At 56.4% G+C, this 15,616-nt stretch carries 12 protein-coding genes; 3 read left to right on the forward strand and 9 right to left on the reverse strand.

Going from position 1 to position 15,616, the window contains the following annotated elements; all coding sequences use genetic code 11:
- Nucleotides 1-266: 266 nt before the first annotated feature.
- The 8 genes from gmd to ACIGHL_RS06245 all read right to left on the reverse strand — a co-directional run bounded on the left by gmd (nt 267) and on the right by ACIGHL_RS06245 (nt 10,111).
- Entirely contained in the window at nt 267-1,298 is a 1,032-nt protein-coding gene (gene gmd / locus ACIGHL_RS06210; protein ID WP_128120600.1) for a GDP-mannose 4,6-dehydratase, read from the reverse strand.
- A gap of 160 nt (nt 1,299-1,458) precedes the next feature.
- Nucleotides 1,459-2,220 carry a WecB/TagA/CpsF family glycosyltransferase gene (locus tag ACIGHL_RS06215; RefSeq protein WP_128120601.1) on the reverse strand — a complete coding sequence of 254 codons (762 nt, stop codon included), beginning with the start codon at nt 2,218-2,220 and terminating at the stop codon, nt 1,459-1,461.
- Nucleotides 2,210-3,094, reverse strand: coding sequence for a glycosyltransferase family 2 protein (locus ACIGHL_RS06220; RefSeq protein WP_128120602.1), 885 nt, complete (start codon nt 3,092-3,094; stop codon nt 2,210-2,212). The genes ACIGHL_RS06215 and ACIGHL_RS06220 overlap by 11 nt, the downstream gene beginning before the upstream one ends.
- Nucleotides 3,054-4,310 (reverse strand): hypothetical protein, encoded by a 1,257-nt coding sequence (locus ACIGHL_RS06225; RefSeq protein WP_128120603.1) that lies wholly within the window; start codon nt 4,308-4,310, stop codon nt 3,054-3,056. Before ACIGHL_RS06225 ends, ACIGHL_RS06220 begins: the two co-directional genes overlap by 41 nt.
- Before the next feature lie 324 nt (nt 4,311-4,634).
- Nucleotides 4,635-5,693, reverse strand: coding sequence for a glycoside hydrolase family 5 protein (locus tag ACIGHL_RS06230; protein WP_241509156.1), 1,059 nt, complete (start codon nt 5,691-5,693; stop codon nt 4,635-4,637).
- Nucleotides 5,694-5,851: 158 nt separating this feature from the next.
- Nucleotides 5,852-8,062 (reverse strand): polysaccharide biosynthesis tyrosine autokinase, encoded by a 2,211-nt coding sequence (locus ACIGHL_RS06235; protein WP_128120604.1) that lies wholly within the window; start codon nt 8,060-8,062, stop codon nt 5,852-5,854.
- 15 nt (nt 8,063-8,077) lie between these two features.
- Nucleotides 8,078-8,515: a low molecular weight protein-tyrosine-phosphatase gene (locus ACIGHL_RS06240; protein WP_128120605.1), complete on the reverse strand. Its 438-nt coding sequence runs from the start codon at nt 8,513-8,515 to the stop codon at nt 8,078-8,080.
- A 159-nt stretch (nt 8,516-8,674) separates the two neighbouring features.
- Entirely contained in the window at nt 8,675-10,111 is a 1,437-nt protein-coding gene (locus ACIGHL_RS06245) for an undecaprenyl-phosphate glucose phosphotransferase (RefSeq protein ID WP_128120606.1), read from the reverse strand.
- A 375-nt stretch (nt 10,112-10,486) separates the two neighbouring features.
- On the opposite strand from ACIGHL_RS06245, the gene yegS reads away from it, so the two are divergent.
- The 3 genes from yegS (at nt 10,487) to ACIGHL_RS06260 (ending at nt 13,304) form a co-directional block, all read left to right on the forward strand.
- Nucleotides 10,487-11,416 carry a lipid kinase YegS gene (gene yegS / locus ACIGHL_RS06250; protein ID WP_128120607.1) on the forward strand — a complete coding sequence of 310 codons (930 nt, stop codon included), beginning with the start codon at nt 10,487-10,489 and terminating at the stop codon, nt 11,414-11,416.
- A gap of 125 nt (nt 11,417-11,541) precedes the next feature.
- A complete protein-coding gene (locus ACIGHL_RS06255) occupies nt 11,542-12,474 on the forward strand; it encodes a chemotaxis protein CheV (RefSeq protein ID WP_064482137.1) in 933 nt (310 codons plus the stop codon).
- 26 nt (nt 12,475-12,500) lie between these two features.
- Entirely contained in the window at nt 12,501-13,304 is an 804-nt protein-coding gene (locus ACIGHL_RS06260; protein WP_128120608.1) for an MOSC domain-containing protein, read from the forward strand.
- Nucleotides 13,305-13,409: 105 nt separating this feature from the next.
- On the opposite strand, the gene ACIGHL_RS06265 is transcribed toward ACIGHL_RS06260, so the two are convergent.
- A complete protein-coding gene (locus ACIGHL_RS06265) occupies nt 13,410-15,341 on the reverse strand; it encodes a transglycosylase SLT domain-containing protein (protein WP_128120609.1) in 1,932 nt (643 codons plus the stop codon).
- Between the last annotated feature and the right edge of the window lie 275 nt (nt 15,342-15,616).

Raw genomic sequence — 15,616 nt, forward strand, 5'->3', positions numbered from 1 at the left:
TGAAATTCCAGTTTCTACGGCGATGCAAAGCCTTCGTATAAGTGTGAGATATGGCGTTACGGTTACCCTCAACGGCTCCGTTAGATCGATGCCATAGCGCCAACGCTGGCTCGGCGTGCCAGCAGAGCTGGTACCGACCGTAAGGACTACGAACAGGCCGCTCCGGATCAAGGTATCGGCTGGCGATCCTGCGTGATTACCCATCTGGGTAACCGGATTTCAGTCGGATGCTTGATCAAGAGCGAGGAACCGCCGATCGCAGGCCCCTAGAACGAAAAGCCCTGCTGGTTGCGGCGCATATCGGCGTCAACCATCATGCGGCACAATTGCTCGAGTGTCGTTTTAGGCTCCCAACCCAGCACGTCCTTGGCCTTCTGCGGATCGCCGATCAGAAGGTCGACTTCTGCCGGGCGATAGAACTTCGGATTGACCCGTACAACGACCTTGCCGGTTACCGCGTCGGTGGCTTGCTCCTGTTCGCCGGAGCCTTCCCATTGGAGTTCGACATCAACCGCCTTGAATGCCAGTGTCACGAAATCACGCACGGTTTCGGTTCGGTTGGTTGCAAGCACGAAAACATCGGGTTCGTCCGCCTGCAGCATGCGCCACATGCCTTCGACATATTCCTTGGCGAAGCCCCAATCACGCTTCGCATCGATGTTGCCGAGCTCTAGCACGTCGAGTTTGCCCAGTTTGATCTTGGCCACCGAGTCGGTAATTTTCCGAGTCACGAACTCACGTCCGCGCAGGGGAGATTCATGATTGAACAAGATGCCGCTGCAGCCGAATATTCCGTATGACTCGCGGTAGTTGATTGTCATCCAGTGCGCATAGAGCTTGGCAACGCCATAAGGGCTGCGGGGATAGAACGGTGTGGTTTCGGCTTGCGGAATGGCCTGCACCTTGCCGAACATTTCCGAGGTCGACGCTTGGTAGAAGCGGATCTTAGGATTGACGATCCTAATGGCTTCCAGCAGATTCACGGCGCCCGCACCGGTGATGTCTAGAGTGGTCAGCGGCTGTTCGAAGGAAACCCCTACGAAGCTCTGGGCGGCGAGGTTGTACACCTCGGTTGCGCCAGTGTTCTGAAGCAACCGGATGCTGGAAGACAAGTCGGTCAGGTCATACTCAACAAGATGCAGGTTGGGGTGCTTGTCGATGCCCAACTCTTCGATTCGCCAGAAATTGACTGAACTGGTGCGACGAAACGTGCCGTAGACGGTATAGCCTTTTTCCAGCAGAAGTTCTGCCAGGTAGGCGCCGTCTTGTCCTGTGATACCCGTGATGATTGCTTTCATTTTCTTCCTTGTTCGAAGATAGGTTTTCTTAAATGCTCTTGCTTCGTTCCTGCCTGGCACGTGACGCTGAACGGCAGCGAAGTTTTTCAATAATCTTCAAGAACCGACGACCACTGCATTCAGTGACCGGTGTGTCCGGAAGTTGGCTTGCAAATATTGGTCAAGACTCCTGTTTTGCTGGGCTGCCTTTTTGCCTGGAGCTTTTTTCCCGCAAAAATGCTGGCACGATATACACCGCATCCGCCCAATAGCGTTTGGCGAGCCTGCGCGGTTCCATGCACATGCGATGAAGCCATTCGAGTTTGTATTCGCGCATCCACTTCGGGGCCCGCTTGATGGTCCCCGTCGCAAAAGAAATGGAGGCGCCGATACTGAAGCCCATACCCGTGCGCTCATAGGGCTGAGTGGCTGCGGCCAGGACTTCTCCGCGCGGCGTACCCACGGCATACAGAACCAGCTCCGATGGATTTTCACGAATGAACTGCAGGCAACGCTGCACTTCTTCCGGCTTCTTTATGAAGCCCATCGGCGGGTTGTAGTGATAGAGGGAAATGCCGGGATAAAGGACTCTGAGTTTGTCGGCTTCGGATGCTGCCGAACCGATCAGTACAATTCGCAGCCGATCCCGGTCCGCCCATTTGAGCAGATCAAGCGTCAAATCACTGCCGGGAATAGCTTCATCCAGATGCACGCCCAGGCGACTTAACAGCGACAGAAGAATCCGGCTGTCGCAGACTCTCCAGCGCGCTTTGAAATAAGCATCACGCAGCTGTGCGTCATGTTCCAGTTGAACGAGGTGGTCAACGTTCGGCGTCACCACAAACGAATAGGGTTGCTTGACTCCCTCGCGTATGCAGGTCAATAAAGTTTTCTTATTGCCGGAAAAGAAATCTATTCCGAACGCATTAGTATCACTCGACACTCATTGCTACTCCCTTAAAGGCGCCCTTGATACCTGACCAGGCGAGGGTGGGATTTTTGTATTCCTTGACAGTTGTAACGGCCGAAAGCAGGAACGCGGAGACAATCGCGAATGCCGGGCCGTAGAAGCGCTTGTTGAAACGGGTGGCTGCTCGGTTGCGGTAGTAGTGATAAAACGCTGAGCGGTTGCCCAGACTGAGTGAGCCGTAGTGGTATAGGCGGCTTTCAGGGATCACTTTCGTCGAAACACCAAAGCGTTTCGCACGGTATTGCCAATCCACTTCTTCGAAATACATGAAGTAATCTTCATCCATCAAACCGATTTCTTCAGTCAAAGCGGCCGAAAACGCCAGGCTGCAGCCCATGATGTAGTCTGGAACGTGCTGAGGATTCTGTCGCTGAGACGCTTCGATGCTCTGGTCTTTTCCGAGTAATCGAGCCTTGCCAAGAATCGGATAGAGCTTTCCGCCGCCGTAGCATTCCAGTCGGCCTGTGTCTGCGCTCAATACGAGCGAGCCGACAAACTGGCGATCATTTCGCTGCAATGCTTCCAATAGCGGTGAGAAGGCATCACTGTCTACATAGGTATCGTTATTGATAACCCAGAAATACTCGGGCTGCAGGTGCTCCATTGCCCAGCGCAACCCGTAATTGTTGCCACCCGCATAACCGCTGTTGTCTGGATTACAAAGCAAAGTCACATTTGAATAAGCTTTTTCATCCAGCCAATTTTGAAGGGCGATCGCGGAACCGTCCTGCGAATCATTGTCGATGATGACGATATGGCCAATCGTCGTGCAATGCTCGAGCAGGCTTTCAGCGCAGCTGATCGTCTCAGTAGCAGCTTTGTAGTTGAGAATAAGTGCGACGTTCATGTACTCGTTCCTTGCTGCGAAGATGGCGTGCCCTTAGAGCATGTAATACGAAAAGCATACAAATAACTGGTTGGGTATATTCGAATAGACCGTTAAGTGGCCATATCACGAAGAAGGCAAGCATCACAGCGTAGGTGAACTCCATTTCGGTATTGATAGTGCGGGCGATCCATCGGTAGACAAACAATGTCAGGGGGACCAGCAAAAAAGTGAGAAAACCGAACCGAAACAGCGTGCCGATGATGCCAATATCGGACAGGAAGAAGTGCTCACCAAAATAGGGGATGAAGCCGTCCTGCCACATCAGCGATAACGATCCGCTGGGCAGCCAGTTAACCAGGCTCAAATGACTGAAGACGGATGCGATCGTATGGGGGCGCACGCCATCCTCCACGTCGCCGTCTAGGCTGTTCTCATAGAACTCGATGTTTAAACCGAGGACTTCAAGGAGCTCCGGATAGAAAAACAGCGGCGATAACAGCACGCAAAGCGAGGCAGCCCAGATAATTGCCTTGGCCCTCAATGAGAACAACGTGAATGCTAGACATAGCACAATCAATTGACGCGTTTGAGTGGCGAAGACCAGGGTCAGCAACAGTACGGCGGCAATGAGGAGGTACAGTTTTCGATGCCGTTCTTCGCCATTGATAGGCGACTTGCCTTTTGCCCATACCTGAATGCAGTAGAAATAGGCGAAACAGATCAGGAACGGCCCAATGGATGAGCGGTCCGGGCGGTCCCAGGATGTTTGCTCCTCGCGCAGATCCGGGACCAGTCCGAACTTGAAACACCAAGAGAGGATCACAGCAATCAGTGCCGCGTAGATTAGTGCATGCTCGAACTGGCGGGTGCTGATGTGCTTGGCAAGCAATAGCAGCGGTACGAAGCCAAATGTAAAAAGAATCCGACGTTCTTCGATCAGGCCGTAGGTGATTGGCTGGCCAAAGGTATAGAACGAGAAGATTGCAGGCAGCACGGTGAACACGAAAACGCTGTAAAAAGCGTAATACATCAGGATGCGAAATTCTCTGGAAGCTTCCTCGGTACTGGCGAGAATTAACAGGAGCGAAAGACCTAGGCTAACAGCCAAATAGGCTTCGTTGAGGAACTTGAAGCCGATCGGGTTATGCGTGCTGTCACCAAATACCGAAAAGTGCAGGACGATTGCCAGCACGGCCAACGGCAAAAAGAAAAATTTCGAGCTGATGTTTGTCATCACCTGGGTCCTTAGGTGCATTTCCATTCCAGATTAACTACGCCGCAACAAACTCAAGCTTCAGGATCGCCACATCAATTGCTTCGGTGCGCCGCCACCTTTCGTACCGCTGAGCGGTGGTAGGCCAACTGGCTCCAGCAATGGTTCAGTATCCAAACTGATTGGATTGCGCAGGGGTATTTGAGTTCCGCCCGCATTAAGCCGCTCGATGTAAGGTTGAATTTGGACAAGCGAGGGATGGCAGGGTTGCGTGTGATTTTCAGGTTTCGCTGAAAACTTTCTGAACGGCGTCACACCATTCGCCGCTAACATGCCACAAGCCTGTCAAGGCTGCGGGGTAGGGCCATACTCCTTGCAGCTATTGGGAATGTGCTTTTGCAGGACATCCATCTGAGGCCTGTCCTTGCCGTTGAGCGGTTCAATGGCCAAAACATATTTGCCCCAGCCTGGGCCGCCGGCCCAGTAGGCGCTGGGCATGCAGTTTTCGTTGAGGTAGCCGAGCAGGTTGTCCATGGCGACCAGCATCGATTCGGAATGGCCAGGCACACCGTACTCGCCGAGAAAACCCTTCAGGTTGTTTTCCTTCAGCCACTCGACGAACGGCCGAACGCGCTCCACCCCTAACATTGGATCGACCACCTCGTCCTTCGCATAGCGCCCGGAAAAATCCTTGTCGAGGTACAGGTGTCCCTCGTAAATGATCTTGTCTGCCGGATCTTCGATCAGAAAATCCTCATTGACGTAGCGCCAGTGAAAGGTGCTCGCCCAGCGGTCACCTTCGACGAATATCAAGCTGTCCATATCCACCTTGCGGATGGCATCGACCGCTGCCTGTGCTGCTCCAGGCCACAACCCATCGGTGGAGTGGGGCTCGTTCATGATGTCGTAGCCCAACAATGCGGGGTGGTCCTTGAATTCTTCGGCAAGCTTGCGCCAAACAGTTGCGTAAGCTTCGTAGGGTACGTGTGGCGAACCGATCAGCTTGCCCTTGTACCGCCCATAGTTGTGCATATCCAGAATGACCTTCTGGTTATGTTGGGCGGCGAAGTCGAGCGTTCGTTTGAGTAGCCGCATCTGATCGAAATTGACGCCTTTGTATAGATCATGTTGCAGGCGCTCCCAGATGAAGGGGAACCGAATCAAGCGAATGTTCTTGTCCGCGTAATATTTGAAGTATTTCTCTTCGGGATAAAAATAATTGGTGCCCAGTTTTCCAGGCGTGATATGCGGAGCGAAGTTTGCACCAGACATATTGATGCCGATCAGGTCGATGCCTTTATCTTCGCTGGGCTGCGCTTGCACAAACGACACGCATCCGGCAATCGTCAGGCCGGCTATCAACCTTGCGGTGCGAAACAATAGAGAAAGGGGGCGACGTTCCATGATGACCTTTATCTCCAGAGGGCCACTGTCAACTCGACGGCCCTGTTGATGTTCAGCTAAGCAAACGATGCGAGCCGTTCTCCTTGATAATCAGGAGAGCGGTTCGGATAGCATCAATTGGGTAATGTGGCCGGGGCTTGCTTAAAGCCAGAGAGGCATTACTTGCTCTGGTACTCGTACTGGTAATAACCGTACTCGCTATAAGTCGACGCCTTGCGCACCACGGCATTGAAGATAACGCCTTTGACCAGAAGTCCGTTCTGCTCAAGGCGGCGCTTGGCGAACTCAATTTCCTTCACGCCGTTCAGCCCGTAACGCGTCACCATCAGGGTGGTGCCGGCCTGGCTGCCGACCAGTGCAGCGTCGGTGACGGCCAGAATCGGCGGAGTATCGAAGATCACCAGGTCGTACATGCTGCTGATCTCTTTGACGAAGCGCGAGAAGTTCTCGTGCATCAGCAGTTCCGATGGGTTAGGCGGTAGCTGACCGTGGGTGATCACGTGCAGGTTATTCAGCTGGGTTTTCTGAATTGCATCGAACAGCGTGATACGGCCAGACAGGATGTCGGATAGGCCTTTTTCACCCTGGCAGCGCATGACCTTGTGCAGATACCCCTTGCGCATGTCGGCGTCGATCAGCAGCACTTTCTTGCCGGACTGCGCGATAACTGCGGCGAGGTTGCTGGTCACGAACGACTTGCCCACCGCCGGGCTCGGGCCGGTGATCATCAGGATGTTGTTCTTCGCCTCGATCATCGCGAAGTGCAAGCTGGTGCGCAGACTGCGCATCGCTTCGGTCGCCAGATCAGCGGGATCATTGATCGAGAGTAGATACGAAGCGCTGCTCTTGTCCCGCTTGAAATTGGCCAGGCGCTTTTCCAGCAGGCCCTGCTTCTCGCTGAACGGAATCGCCGCGTACACCGGAATGCCAACGCGCTCGATCTCTTCTGGATTTTCCACGCCACGCTTGAGTGCTTCACGAACATATACGAAGGCGACCGCAAGAATCCCGCCAAGCAGTGTGGCGACGATGACAATCAACGGCTTGTTCGGCTTGATTGGCTCATCGATGTCTGCCGCAGCGTGGTCAACGATGCGCACGTTGCCCACGGTCCCGGCACGAATGATGTCCAGCTCCTGAGTCTTGTTCAGCAGCATCGAATAGGTCTCAGAAGAAACCTCTACATCGCGGTTGAGGCGCAGCAGCTCCTGCTGAGTAGACGGCAGGGTTCCGATCTGCTTTTCCAGTTCAGTCTTTTGCGCTTGCAACTGATTGATCTGGTTCATCAGCGCCTGGAAATTAGGGTGCTGACGGGTGAAGCGGCTTTCCATCTCGGTGCGCTTGAGGTTCTGCTCGGAAATCTGGCTCTCCAGATCAACGATGCGATCGAGCACCGACTGGGTTTCCGCCGAGATATCCACCGAACGATTGCCTGTTTGGAACTCGTTCAGGGCTGTCTGCGCGGCGTCGAGCTTCTTGCGGACCTCCGGCACCTGCTCACTCAAAAATTCGAGGCTCTGAGTCGCTTCCGCCGCGTTACGCGCAATGTTCTGGTCGACGTAGCGTTGCGCTACTGCCTCAAGTACCGTGACTGCTTTTTCTGGATCGGTGCCCTCCAACGTCACGTTGAGGATGCCCGACTGCTTGCCGCGCTCCCCGGCATTCAGGCGATTCTGATAGTCCTCGGTGGTGGCGTAGGTGCGGTTCTTGATCACTGTAAAGGTGGTGCCCGGCCGTGCGTTCAGCTCTGCCACGGTGATGCCGTAATCCGGGGTCTCGATGGGCTCGCCGACGACCCCTTGCACGACAACCTCGCCTTCGGGGTCGCGCAGGATGAATCCGTTGTTTTCAGCAGCTTCGAGTGTCAGCTCTTCCCCATGCATTTTGTCTGGCACGATCAGTTGCGTGACGCGCAACGACTCGCCACCCCAGGCGTAGGATTCGAAGCCTTCGGGATACCAGCCCAGCTCACCTTCTTCGGTGGGCTCGAATCGACGGAAGATATAACCACCGAATACCGGGAAGTGGTGAGGCTCGATGATGATGTCGAGGTTCAGATCCTCGACCGCTCCGCCAACCACCGAGCGCGACTTGAGTAGTGCGATTTCGGTCTGCGCCGGCGAAACGGCTGGGGCGGTGCCAACCACATCGGTTAGGCTTGGCAAGCCACCTTTCGCCTGGATCTGAATCATCGCGCTTGCCAGATATACCGGCGTCGCGAGCAGGGCATAGGCAACGCCCAGAGCGGCGAAGAACCCCGTAATCGTGAGTATCAGCCCTCGATTATTTAGAAACGTGTCAAAGAGGTGGGCCAGGTCAATGTCCTTGTCCTCTTTTGTCTCATAGATGGGTCGTGGCATGGTGGTCATTGAAGTTCCTTCTTCTTATTTCAGGTAAGGAAGCCAGCTTTCGACGGACTGAGTCAGAAGGCTGTGAACATGTTCGAATGCGGGCTTGGACTGGCGGTAGGGATCAGGGATTTCCGTATCGTCCAGCCATTTACCCAGCAGGAAGGTTTTGCCATGTACTTCGGGTGCGATCTGACGAATGTGCTGGACATGGCTTTGTTCCATCACAAGGATCAGGTCTGCGCGATGCAGCATTTCGCTATCGACCTGACGGGCACGGTGGGACGCGTGTTCCACTCCGTGGTCGCTAAGCACCTCATGTGCAGTCTTGTCCATTGGGTTGCCTACTAGAGCACCTATGCCTGCCGAACTTATCGTCAGGCCTTTGCCTTCAAGTTTGTGGGCTAGCAACGCTTCTGCTGCGGGGCTTCTGCAGATGTTGCCCACACAGACAATCAATATGTTCTGGAACATTTCGCTCAGCCTCGTAGCCCAGGTGTCGTGGGCATACAGGTCTGCCTGTTGCAGAACGCAAATCTGATATTGGCTCGCTTCATTAGTTCAATCTTCCTGCTGCGCTCGCGCATGAATGTGGCTTGTTGCCAGGATGGAGCTGGTCAATGCGTGTGGCAGTCAGTAAACATCCTTGTTGAACAGAAGGGCGGGGATGGTGCGGGCAAGGATGTAGATGTCGAACCAGACCGACCAACGCTCGATATAATCGAGGTCGTACTCGACGCGCTTCTCGATCTTCTCCAGGGTGTCGGTCTCGCCGCGGTAGCCATTGATTTGCGCCCAGCCGGTGATGCCCGGCTTGACGCGATGCCGTGCGGAATATTCCGATACTGCGTCTTCGAACAGCACGCCTGCAGCCTTGGTCGCGGTTGCATGGGGGCGCGGACCGACCATGGACATGCTGCCAAGGAATACGTTGAGCAGTTGTGGCAGCTCGTCGAGGCTGGTTTTACGAATGAAACGACCCACTCGGGTGATGCGGTCATCGTTGCGCGTCGTTTGCTGTTCGGCGTTGGCATCCGACTTGGCGTGGTACATCGAGCGGAACTTGAACACTTCGATCAGCCGGTTGTTGTAGCCGTAGCGCTTCTGCTTGAACAACACAGGGCCGGGCGAGTCGAGCTTGATCGCCAGCGCGAGGAGGAGCATGACCGGGGCAGCCGCCAGCAGAGCGAGGCTGGAGAGCACGATGTCTTCGATGCGCTTGAACATTGGCGACCAGCCACGCAGCGGCAGGTCCGAGGCAATCAGCGTCGGCAGTCCACCGACTTCGGTAATGCGCTTGTTGGCATGGCGGAAAGCGACCATGTCCGGTACCAGCAGAACGTTGACGGGGAGTCTGCGCAACTCGTTGATCAGCTGACCGATGCGGCTGTCAGCGAACCAGGGCAGCGCGACCAGTACCTGGGTGACCTTTTCCTCACGGATCATCTGTTCCAGGTCGCGGGTGTTGCCCAGGAGCGGCAGGTCGGCCAACGTCTTCGGCAGGCGCTCGAGGCGGTCGTCAATGAAACCGAGCACACCGGTGCGTATATCGCGGTGATGAGCCAGATACTCGGCAACGCGCACGCCGTTGTCGGTGCCACCAAGGATTACGGCATTTTGCAGGTACACGCCTTTCGCCATCAGACGACGGAACAGCGCGAGCATCATCAGTCGCTCGGCGCCGAACAGGATGCCACTGGTGACGAACCAGAAGGTCAGATGTTTGGCTTCGAGGTAGCCGAACATGCCTAGGCCCTGGTGCATGAAAATCATCAAGCTGAAAGCCGCGGCCCAGGCAACGAGCATGGTGCGAAAGCGCAGCAACGTGCTGAACACTTCCTCGCTGTAGATGCCTACCGACTGAAAGATAACCACGCTAATCACGCCGAAAAACATCAGGAAGGTGCTGAACGTGCCTCCGCCTGCGGGCAGGTCAAGGGGCAGAAACAGCAACAACAGAACGCCCGGCAGCACAGAGGTCAGCCCGTGAATAAGGCGAATGCTGGCAAGAAAGTAATCGACGAAACTGGGGTGGGCGTACTCAAGGGTTCCAACGGACTGTAAGCGCATACAAGGCTCCTTCCTACGGCTATTGCTAGCTCAATACTCGTTTTGATCGCCGCGATCCGCGGTTCTGATGGCAGGCCGCTATTGCAACCCTCATCTGGACAAGTGCTCCGACCGCCCTTCCAGAAATGAGTTCACCGGGATCGTGGAAAGAGCCAATTGCCCGGAAAGAATTAAATGCACTACGCAACTGGTTGATATCTAAGTGATAAAGCGATCAAAGCGGTCGGCTTTCGGGCTTTTTGCGCATCTTTCGCTGACCGATGGTCAGTGTTTTGCGTGCCCGGCTTAAGCCTGTAGAAAGGAACCTTTCACAACTTTATGCGCCTGGAGCGTGTCTATCTGCGCATACTGAAACGGATGACTGGAACGACCTGCATGAATGAACCCAAGGCATTGCTCGTCCTTCATGGGAAGCAAGGGCTCAACGAAGAACTTAGAGCAGCCGTAACCGAATGGCGTCAGCTGGGTAACGAGCTCGCCGTCCGGGTGACGTGGGAGCCGGGGGACACCGCGCGCCTGGTCAAGGAAGCGCTGGCGGCAGGTTATCGGACCCTGGTATCAGGAGGCGGTGACGGGACCTTACGGGAGATGGCGCAGGCTTTGATAGACAGCGGCGTTGACGCGAGTTTGGCGTTGTTGCCGCTGGGCACCGCCAATGACTTTGCCCATGCAGCAGAAATACCGCTGGAACCGTTTGATGCGCTCACCTTGCTCAATCGCGAACCCGTCTGGGTCGACGTCGGTGAAATGAACGGCGAGCTTTTCATGAACATGGCGACGGGTGGTTTCGGCTCTAAAGTGACAGCTACCACTTCGTCAGAACTGAAACGGGTTCTGGGCGGGAGTGCCTATCTCCTGACCGGCTTGTCGCGCTTCAGTGAGTTGCGGGCTACCTGGGGACGCTTTGTGGCGCCCGAGTTTACCTGGGAGGGTGAATTTCTGGCGCTGGGCATTGGCAACGGTCGCCAGTCGGGTGGCGGCCAGCAACTCTGCCCTCAGGCCTCGATCGTCGACGGGTTGCTCGATATCTGTATCGTTCCTGCGCCGGCCGATGCGGTTGGGACGCTCGGGACCTTGCTGAGTGGCGGATTGCTGGGCATCGATACGGTTTCGGTAAAAGCCCGTGCGCCATGGTTCGAGGTAGAGGCGCCCGAAGAAATCAGCATTAATCTTGACGGCGAACCGGTCTCCGCAAAGCAGATGCGTTTCTCCGTGAAGCGCCGAGCTCTGCGGTTGCATCTACCTGCGGACAGCCCGCTGCTGCGTGACGAGCCACTGATCGAGCACGATGATCCATCCGCTTGATCCTTTGCGGTTCAGATACGAGCGCAACGAGCGGGTAGGGCTGACAAAATCTATCGCCAGTGGATAAAGCATAGGCACTTACGGCCGATAGCTCCTAAGTCCCTTATTCGCCAAAGGAGCCCGCAATGGCCGGCATTCTGGAGTCAGTCGATCAACGCACCCGTTTGGTGGGGCAGAATCGCCTGGAAATTCTCATGTTCCGTCTGTCCGGACGGCAGCAGTTCGCGATCAACGTGTTCAAGGTGCAGGAAGTCGTGCAGCTGCCGAAGATGACGCTGATGCCGCATCGGCACGGCTCCGTATGCGGCGTGGTCAACCTGCGCGGGCAGACGCTGCCGGTCATCGACCTGTCGCGTGCCATTGGCTTGCGACCTTTGGTCCCGGATGAGCGCAGCACCATCATCGTGACTGAATACAATCGCTCGATTCAGGCGTTTCTGGTCGGCGGCGTGGACCGCATCCTCAACCTGAACTGGGAGGAAGTGTTGCCCCCGCCGACCACCGCGGGACGGCAGCACTACCTCACAGCGATCACCAAGGTCGAGGACAGGCTGGTCGAAGTCATAGACGTGGAAAAGGTCTTGGCTGAGATCGTGCCCTACAACACGAGCATCGCGCCGGAGCGCTTGACTGATCCGGTGCTCGAGCGCGCCAGGGGGCGTGAAGTGTTATGCGTCGACGACTCGACCGTTGCCCTGGCGCAGCTGCGGGAAACCTTGAGCCAGCTGGGTATCACCGTGCACTCCGCCAGCGATGGCATGAAGGGTTTGAACAAACTGAAGGCCTGGGCAGATAGTGGGGAGGTGCTCACTGATCGTCTGCTCATGGTGTTCACCGATGCCGAGATGCCGGAGATGGACGGCTACCGGCTCACGACGGAGATCCGCAACGATCCGCGCCTGCGTGATCTTTACGTGGTGTTGCATACCTCCCTCTCCGGAAGTTTCAATCTGGCAATGGTGCAGAAAGTTGGCTGTGACAACTTCCTTTCCAAGTTTCAGCCGGAGAAACTGGTGGATGTCGTCCGTGAGCGTTTGTTGCTGGACGAAACACGCTGACCTGACCAATCGCTCGAGGGCCCCACATGCATCTTGCCTCGCTGTATCGTTTTCCGCTCAAGTCCGGTTCGGCAGAGCTTCTGCAGCAGGAACGATGTGACGAGCTTGGCTTGTGTGGTGACCGGCGCTGGATGGTGGTCGACGCCGCAAGTGGAAAATTCCTGACCCAGCGAATGCTGCCCGGCATGGCGTTGCTGAACGCTCGTTGGCAAGGTGACGCCGAGCTACTGTTGACGGCACCGGGGATGGATGCGTTGGCTGTTGCGGTTCCGGAGGAGAGTGGCGTTGAGCGTGGCGTGCTGATCTGGCGCGAAAGTCTACAGGTGCCCGATGCTGGCGACGCTGCAGCTGAGTGGCTGACACGCCTGCTTGGTCGTCCTTGTCGACTGGTTCATCTGCCCACGTCTCGGGGCATCCAGGTCGATCAGGATTATGCCCGGCCAGGCGAACGCACGGCATTCAGCGATGGATTTCCGTTTCTGTTGATCGGCCAGCGATCACTCGATGATCTTTCGGCCCGGGTTGGGCAAATACTCGATGTGCGCCGGTTTCGGCCCAATCTAGTGATCGCCGGGGCGGCGCCCTACGCCGAGGATGGCTGGCGGCGCATTCGCATCGGTGATCTGGCGTTCCGCGTGGTCAAGCCTTGCTCACGTTGCATCATCCCGACTATCGATCCGCTGAGCGGTGAACGGAGCCCCGTCCGCGAGCCACTGGCTACGCTGATGAACTACCGGAAGGGCGTTGGCGGCGTATTCTTTGGTCAGAATCTGATCGCCGAAGGCACAGGCCTCTTGCAGATTGGCATGCCTGTTGAAGTGCTCGAGTAACCTCGGCTGGGGCAAGCCACCGCACCTGAAACGGTGCCACAACTAAGCCTTTCTGCGCCTGCTGCGGCGCCAAACATACACCGCAGCTCATCCAATCCTTACGCCTTAGCGCTGATTATCGAAGTAGCGCTCGTGCCATTCCACCAGTGGTTGTGGCGAGTTGAGCTTTTGCCCGTAAATGACCGAATAGGTCAGTACGTTCTGCACGTACTGGCGGGTTTCATCGAACGGGATATTCTCGACCCACACGTCGAACGGAAGGTGGTCTGCATTCTTCAGCCATTGGCGAACCCGCCCGGGTCCGGCGTTGTAAGCGGCCGAGGCTAGCACTCGGTTACCGTTGAACTGACCGTAAATCTGGCTGAGATAGGCAGCACCTAGCTGAATGTTGACGTTGGGGTTGAGCACTTGCTGGGGCGACGACAACGGAATGCCAAAGCGCTTGGCCGTTTCTTTCGCCGTAGCCGGCATCAACTGCATCAGGCCTGTGGCGCCCACATGGGAGCGGGCGTCGGCCATGAATGCGCTTTCCTGGCGAGTGATCGCAAACACCCAGCTGGGGTGGATTTCACGCGCTTTCGCGGCGTTCACCAGGCTGCTGCGATGGGCCATGGGGAAGCGGATGTCCAGGTCGTCCCAATACTTCGCCTGGCTAATGGTACGAATTGCAGGGAAGTACCATTCCATTTCATAGGCCAGTCGCGCCTGAGCGACCAGCTCGTCGCGGCTGAACAACCTGCTGACGTGATACCACTCGCGGCGCCCATCAACGATTTGCCCGCGAGCATGGAATTCCATGGCGCGGCGAATCCCAGCGGTATTGCGAACCTTCTGGATCAGCTTTGGGTCAAGCGCGAGGGGCTGATGGTTGAGCTTGTAGGGCGCCTGGATGCGGTCAGCCGAAAGGAAACCGTAAAAGTCGCGCTCGCCAGCGACCGGTTGGTAGAGCTGGACGGCTCGCTCATCTTTGGGCTTGGCCAGTTCCAGGCTGCGCGCTTTCCAGTACCGCCAGCGATTGGTGTTGGCGAGCTCTTCGGGGAATCGCTGAGTCAGCGCATAGACGTCATCCCAGCGGCCCAGGCGGAGCAACAAGCGAGCCCGCCATTCACTGACCGTGTCATCACGCAGCTCTGGGTCGTATTCAGCCATGACTTTCAGTGCGCGGGGGTCGAAACGCTTGGCCAGGGTGAGGCCGATCTGACGTGCGATGGAGACCTTTTCTTCCGCCGAAAAGGACATCCGCCTGGCGTAGCTGTCGAGCAGTCCAAGGGCTTGCTCCGGGTTTGCTCGGGCCAACCGACGTAAGCCGATCGAGACGACATCACCCATGGTCTCTGTGGCTGGCGAGAAGCGTTCAGGCTGGCTGAGCAGCTGTGGCTTCTGGGCGACATCGAGCAGAAGCTCGCCCTGTGTTTTCAGCGTCGGCAGGCTTTTGACCAAGAACTTGGCCAGGCCATAGTCGCCGTTCTCGACTGCCAGCTTGGCCCGTTTCCAGCGTAGAGCCTCGGTAAGCTGCCCCGCGTCTTCCCAACGTTCGAACAGGGCATCGCAAGCGTTGTGCTGGGACTTGCCCACCAGCCAGAGCTTTTCGGCGGTGGCATAGCCCTGTTCCTTCTGACCGCTTATGAGCTGGTATTGACCATACAGGCAGTCAAGTTCGGTGAAGTTCATCTTTGGGTCGTAGTGAGCGACGAAGGGCCGCCAGTCGCCGCGTGCCGCCAGCCGCCGCAGCCAGCGCAACTTCATCCAGCTCGCCTGTGGCAAATCACCATGCTCGGCGAGAAATTTCTCCACTTCGTCATTGCTGGCAGTTTTCAAGCGTGCGGTCAGATCGTCATATGCCAGATAGGGCTCGAGCGGATAGTCACGCAGGGCGCTGGCATGGCGCCGGTATGGTCCGCTATCGCCCTTGGCCAAGGCCCGCTTGGCTTCGTCGTACAACTGACGCTGCTGCTGCAAACTCGCAGCTTGGGTGGTTTCAAGGGTGATGATGGAGAGAAACAAACACAAACAAATACTGGAGAGTCGACCGCGCATGAGACTTCCGAAAACGGGGGGGAGGTACGGGAATTTCTGCGGCTAGCTTAGCTTGGCCGGTCAAGCAGTTAAACGAGGATTAAGCGCTTGAAAGGCTCAAAGCGAAACTTCCGACGAGCGTCATGCCCGTGCCAGGTCCGGGTTGTCTTGGTCCGCTCGGGCAGAAGCTGACGAACCGGCGGGAATTTATCGTCAAACAGGCCGCCAGGCGTCCGCTGCAGCCCGGCGGGGCGATGCCTTCTGTTAGAATGCGCGCCCTGTTTTCCGGAGATAGT

The organism is Pseudomonas sp. NPDC077451, assembly GCF_044543345.1.
Lineage (GTDB): Bacteria > Pseudomonadota > Gammaproteobacteria > Pseudomonadales > Pseudomonadaceae > Stutzerimonas.

Bases quoted from the DNA above. Each gene is read 5' to 3' on its own strand.
- gmd (WP_128120600.1), bottom strand. From the start codon at position 1,298: ATGAAAGCAATCATCACGGGTATCACAGGACAAGACGGCGCCTACCTG.
- ACIGHL_RS06220 (WP_128120602.1), bottom strand. From the start codon at position 3,094: ATGAACGTCGCACTTATTCTCAACTACAAAGCTGCTACTGAGACGATC.
- ACIGHL_RS06225 (WP_128120603.1), bottom strand. From the start codon at position 4,310: ATGACAAACATCAGCTCGAAATTTTTCTTTTTGCCGTTGGCCGTGCTG.
- ACIGHL_RS06230 (WP_241509156.1), bottom strand. From the start codon at position 5,693: ATGGAACGTCGCCCCCTTTCTCTATTGTTTCGCACCGCAAGGTTGATA.
- ACIGHL_RS06235 (WP_128120604.1), bottom strand. From the start codon at position 8,062: ATGACCACCATGCCACGACCCATCTATGAGACAAAAGAGGACAAGGAC.
- ACIGHL_RS06240 (WP_128120605.1), bottom strand. From the start codon at position 8,515: ATGTTCCAGAACATATTGATTGTCTGTGTGGGCAACATCTGCAGAAGC.
- ACIGHL_RS06245 (WP_128120606.1), bottom strand. From the start codon at position 10,111: ATGCGCTTACAGTCCGTTGGAACCCTTGAGTACGCCCACCCCAGTTTC.
- yegS (WP_128120607.1), top strand. From the start codon at position 10,487: ATGAATGAACCCAAGGCATTGCTCGTCCTTCATGGGAAGCAAGGGCTC.
- ACIGHL_RS06255 (WP_064482137.1), top strand. From the start codon at position 11,542: ATGGCCGGCATTCTGGAGTCAGTCGATCAACGCACCCGTTTGGTGGGG.
- ACIGHL_RS06260 (WP_128120608.1), top strand. From the start codon at position 12,501: ATGCATCTTGCCTCGCTGTATCGTTTTCCGCTCAAGTCCGGTTCGGCA.
- ACIGHL_RS06265 (WP_128120609.1), bottom strand. From the start codon at position 15,341: ATGCGCGGTCGACTCTCCAGTATTTGTTTGTGTTTGTTTCTCTCCATC.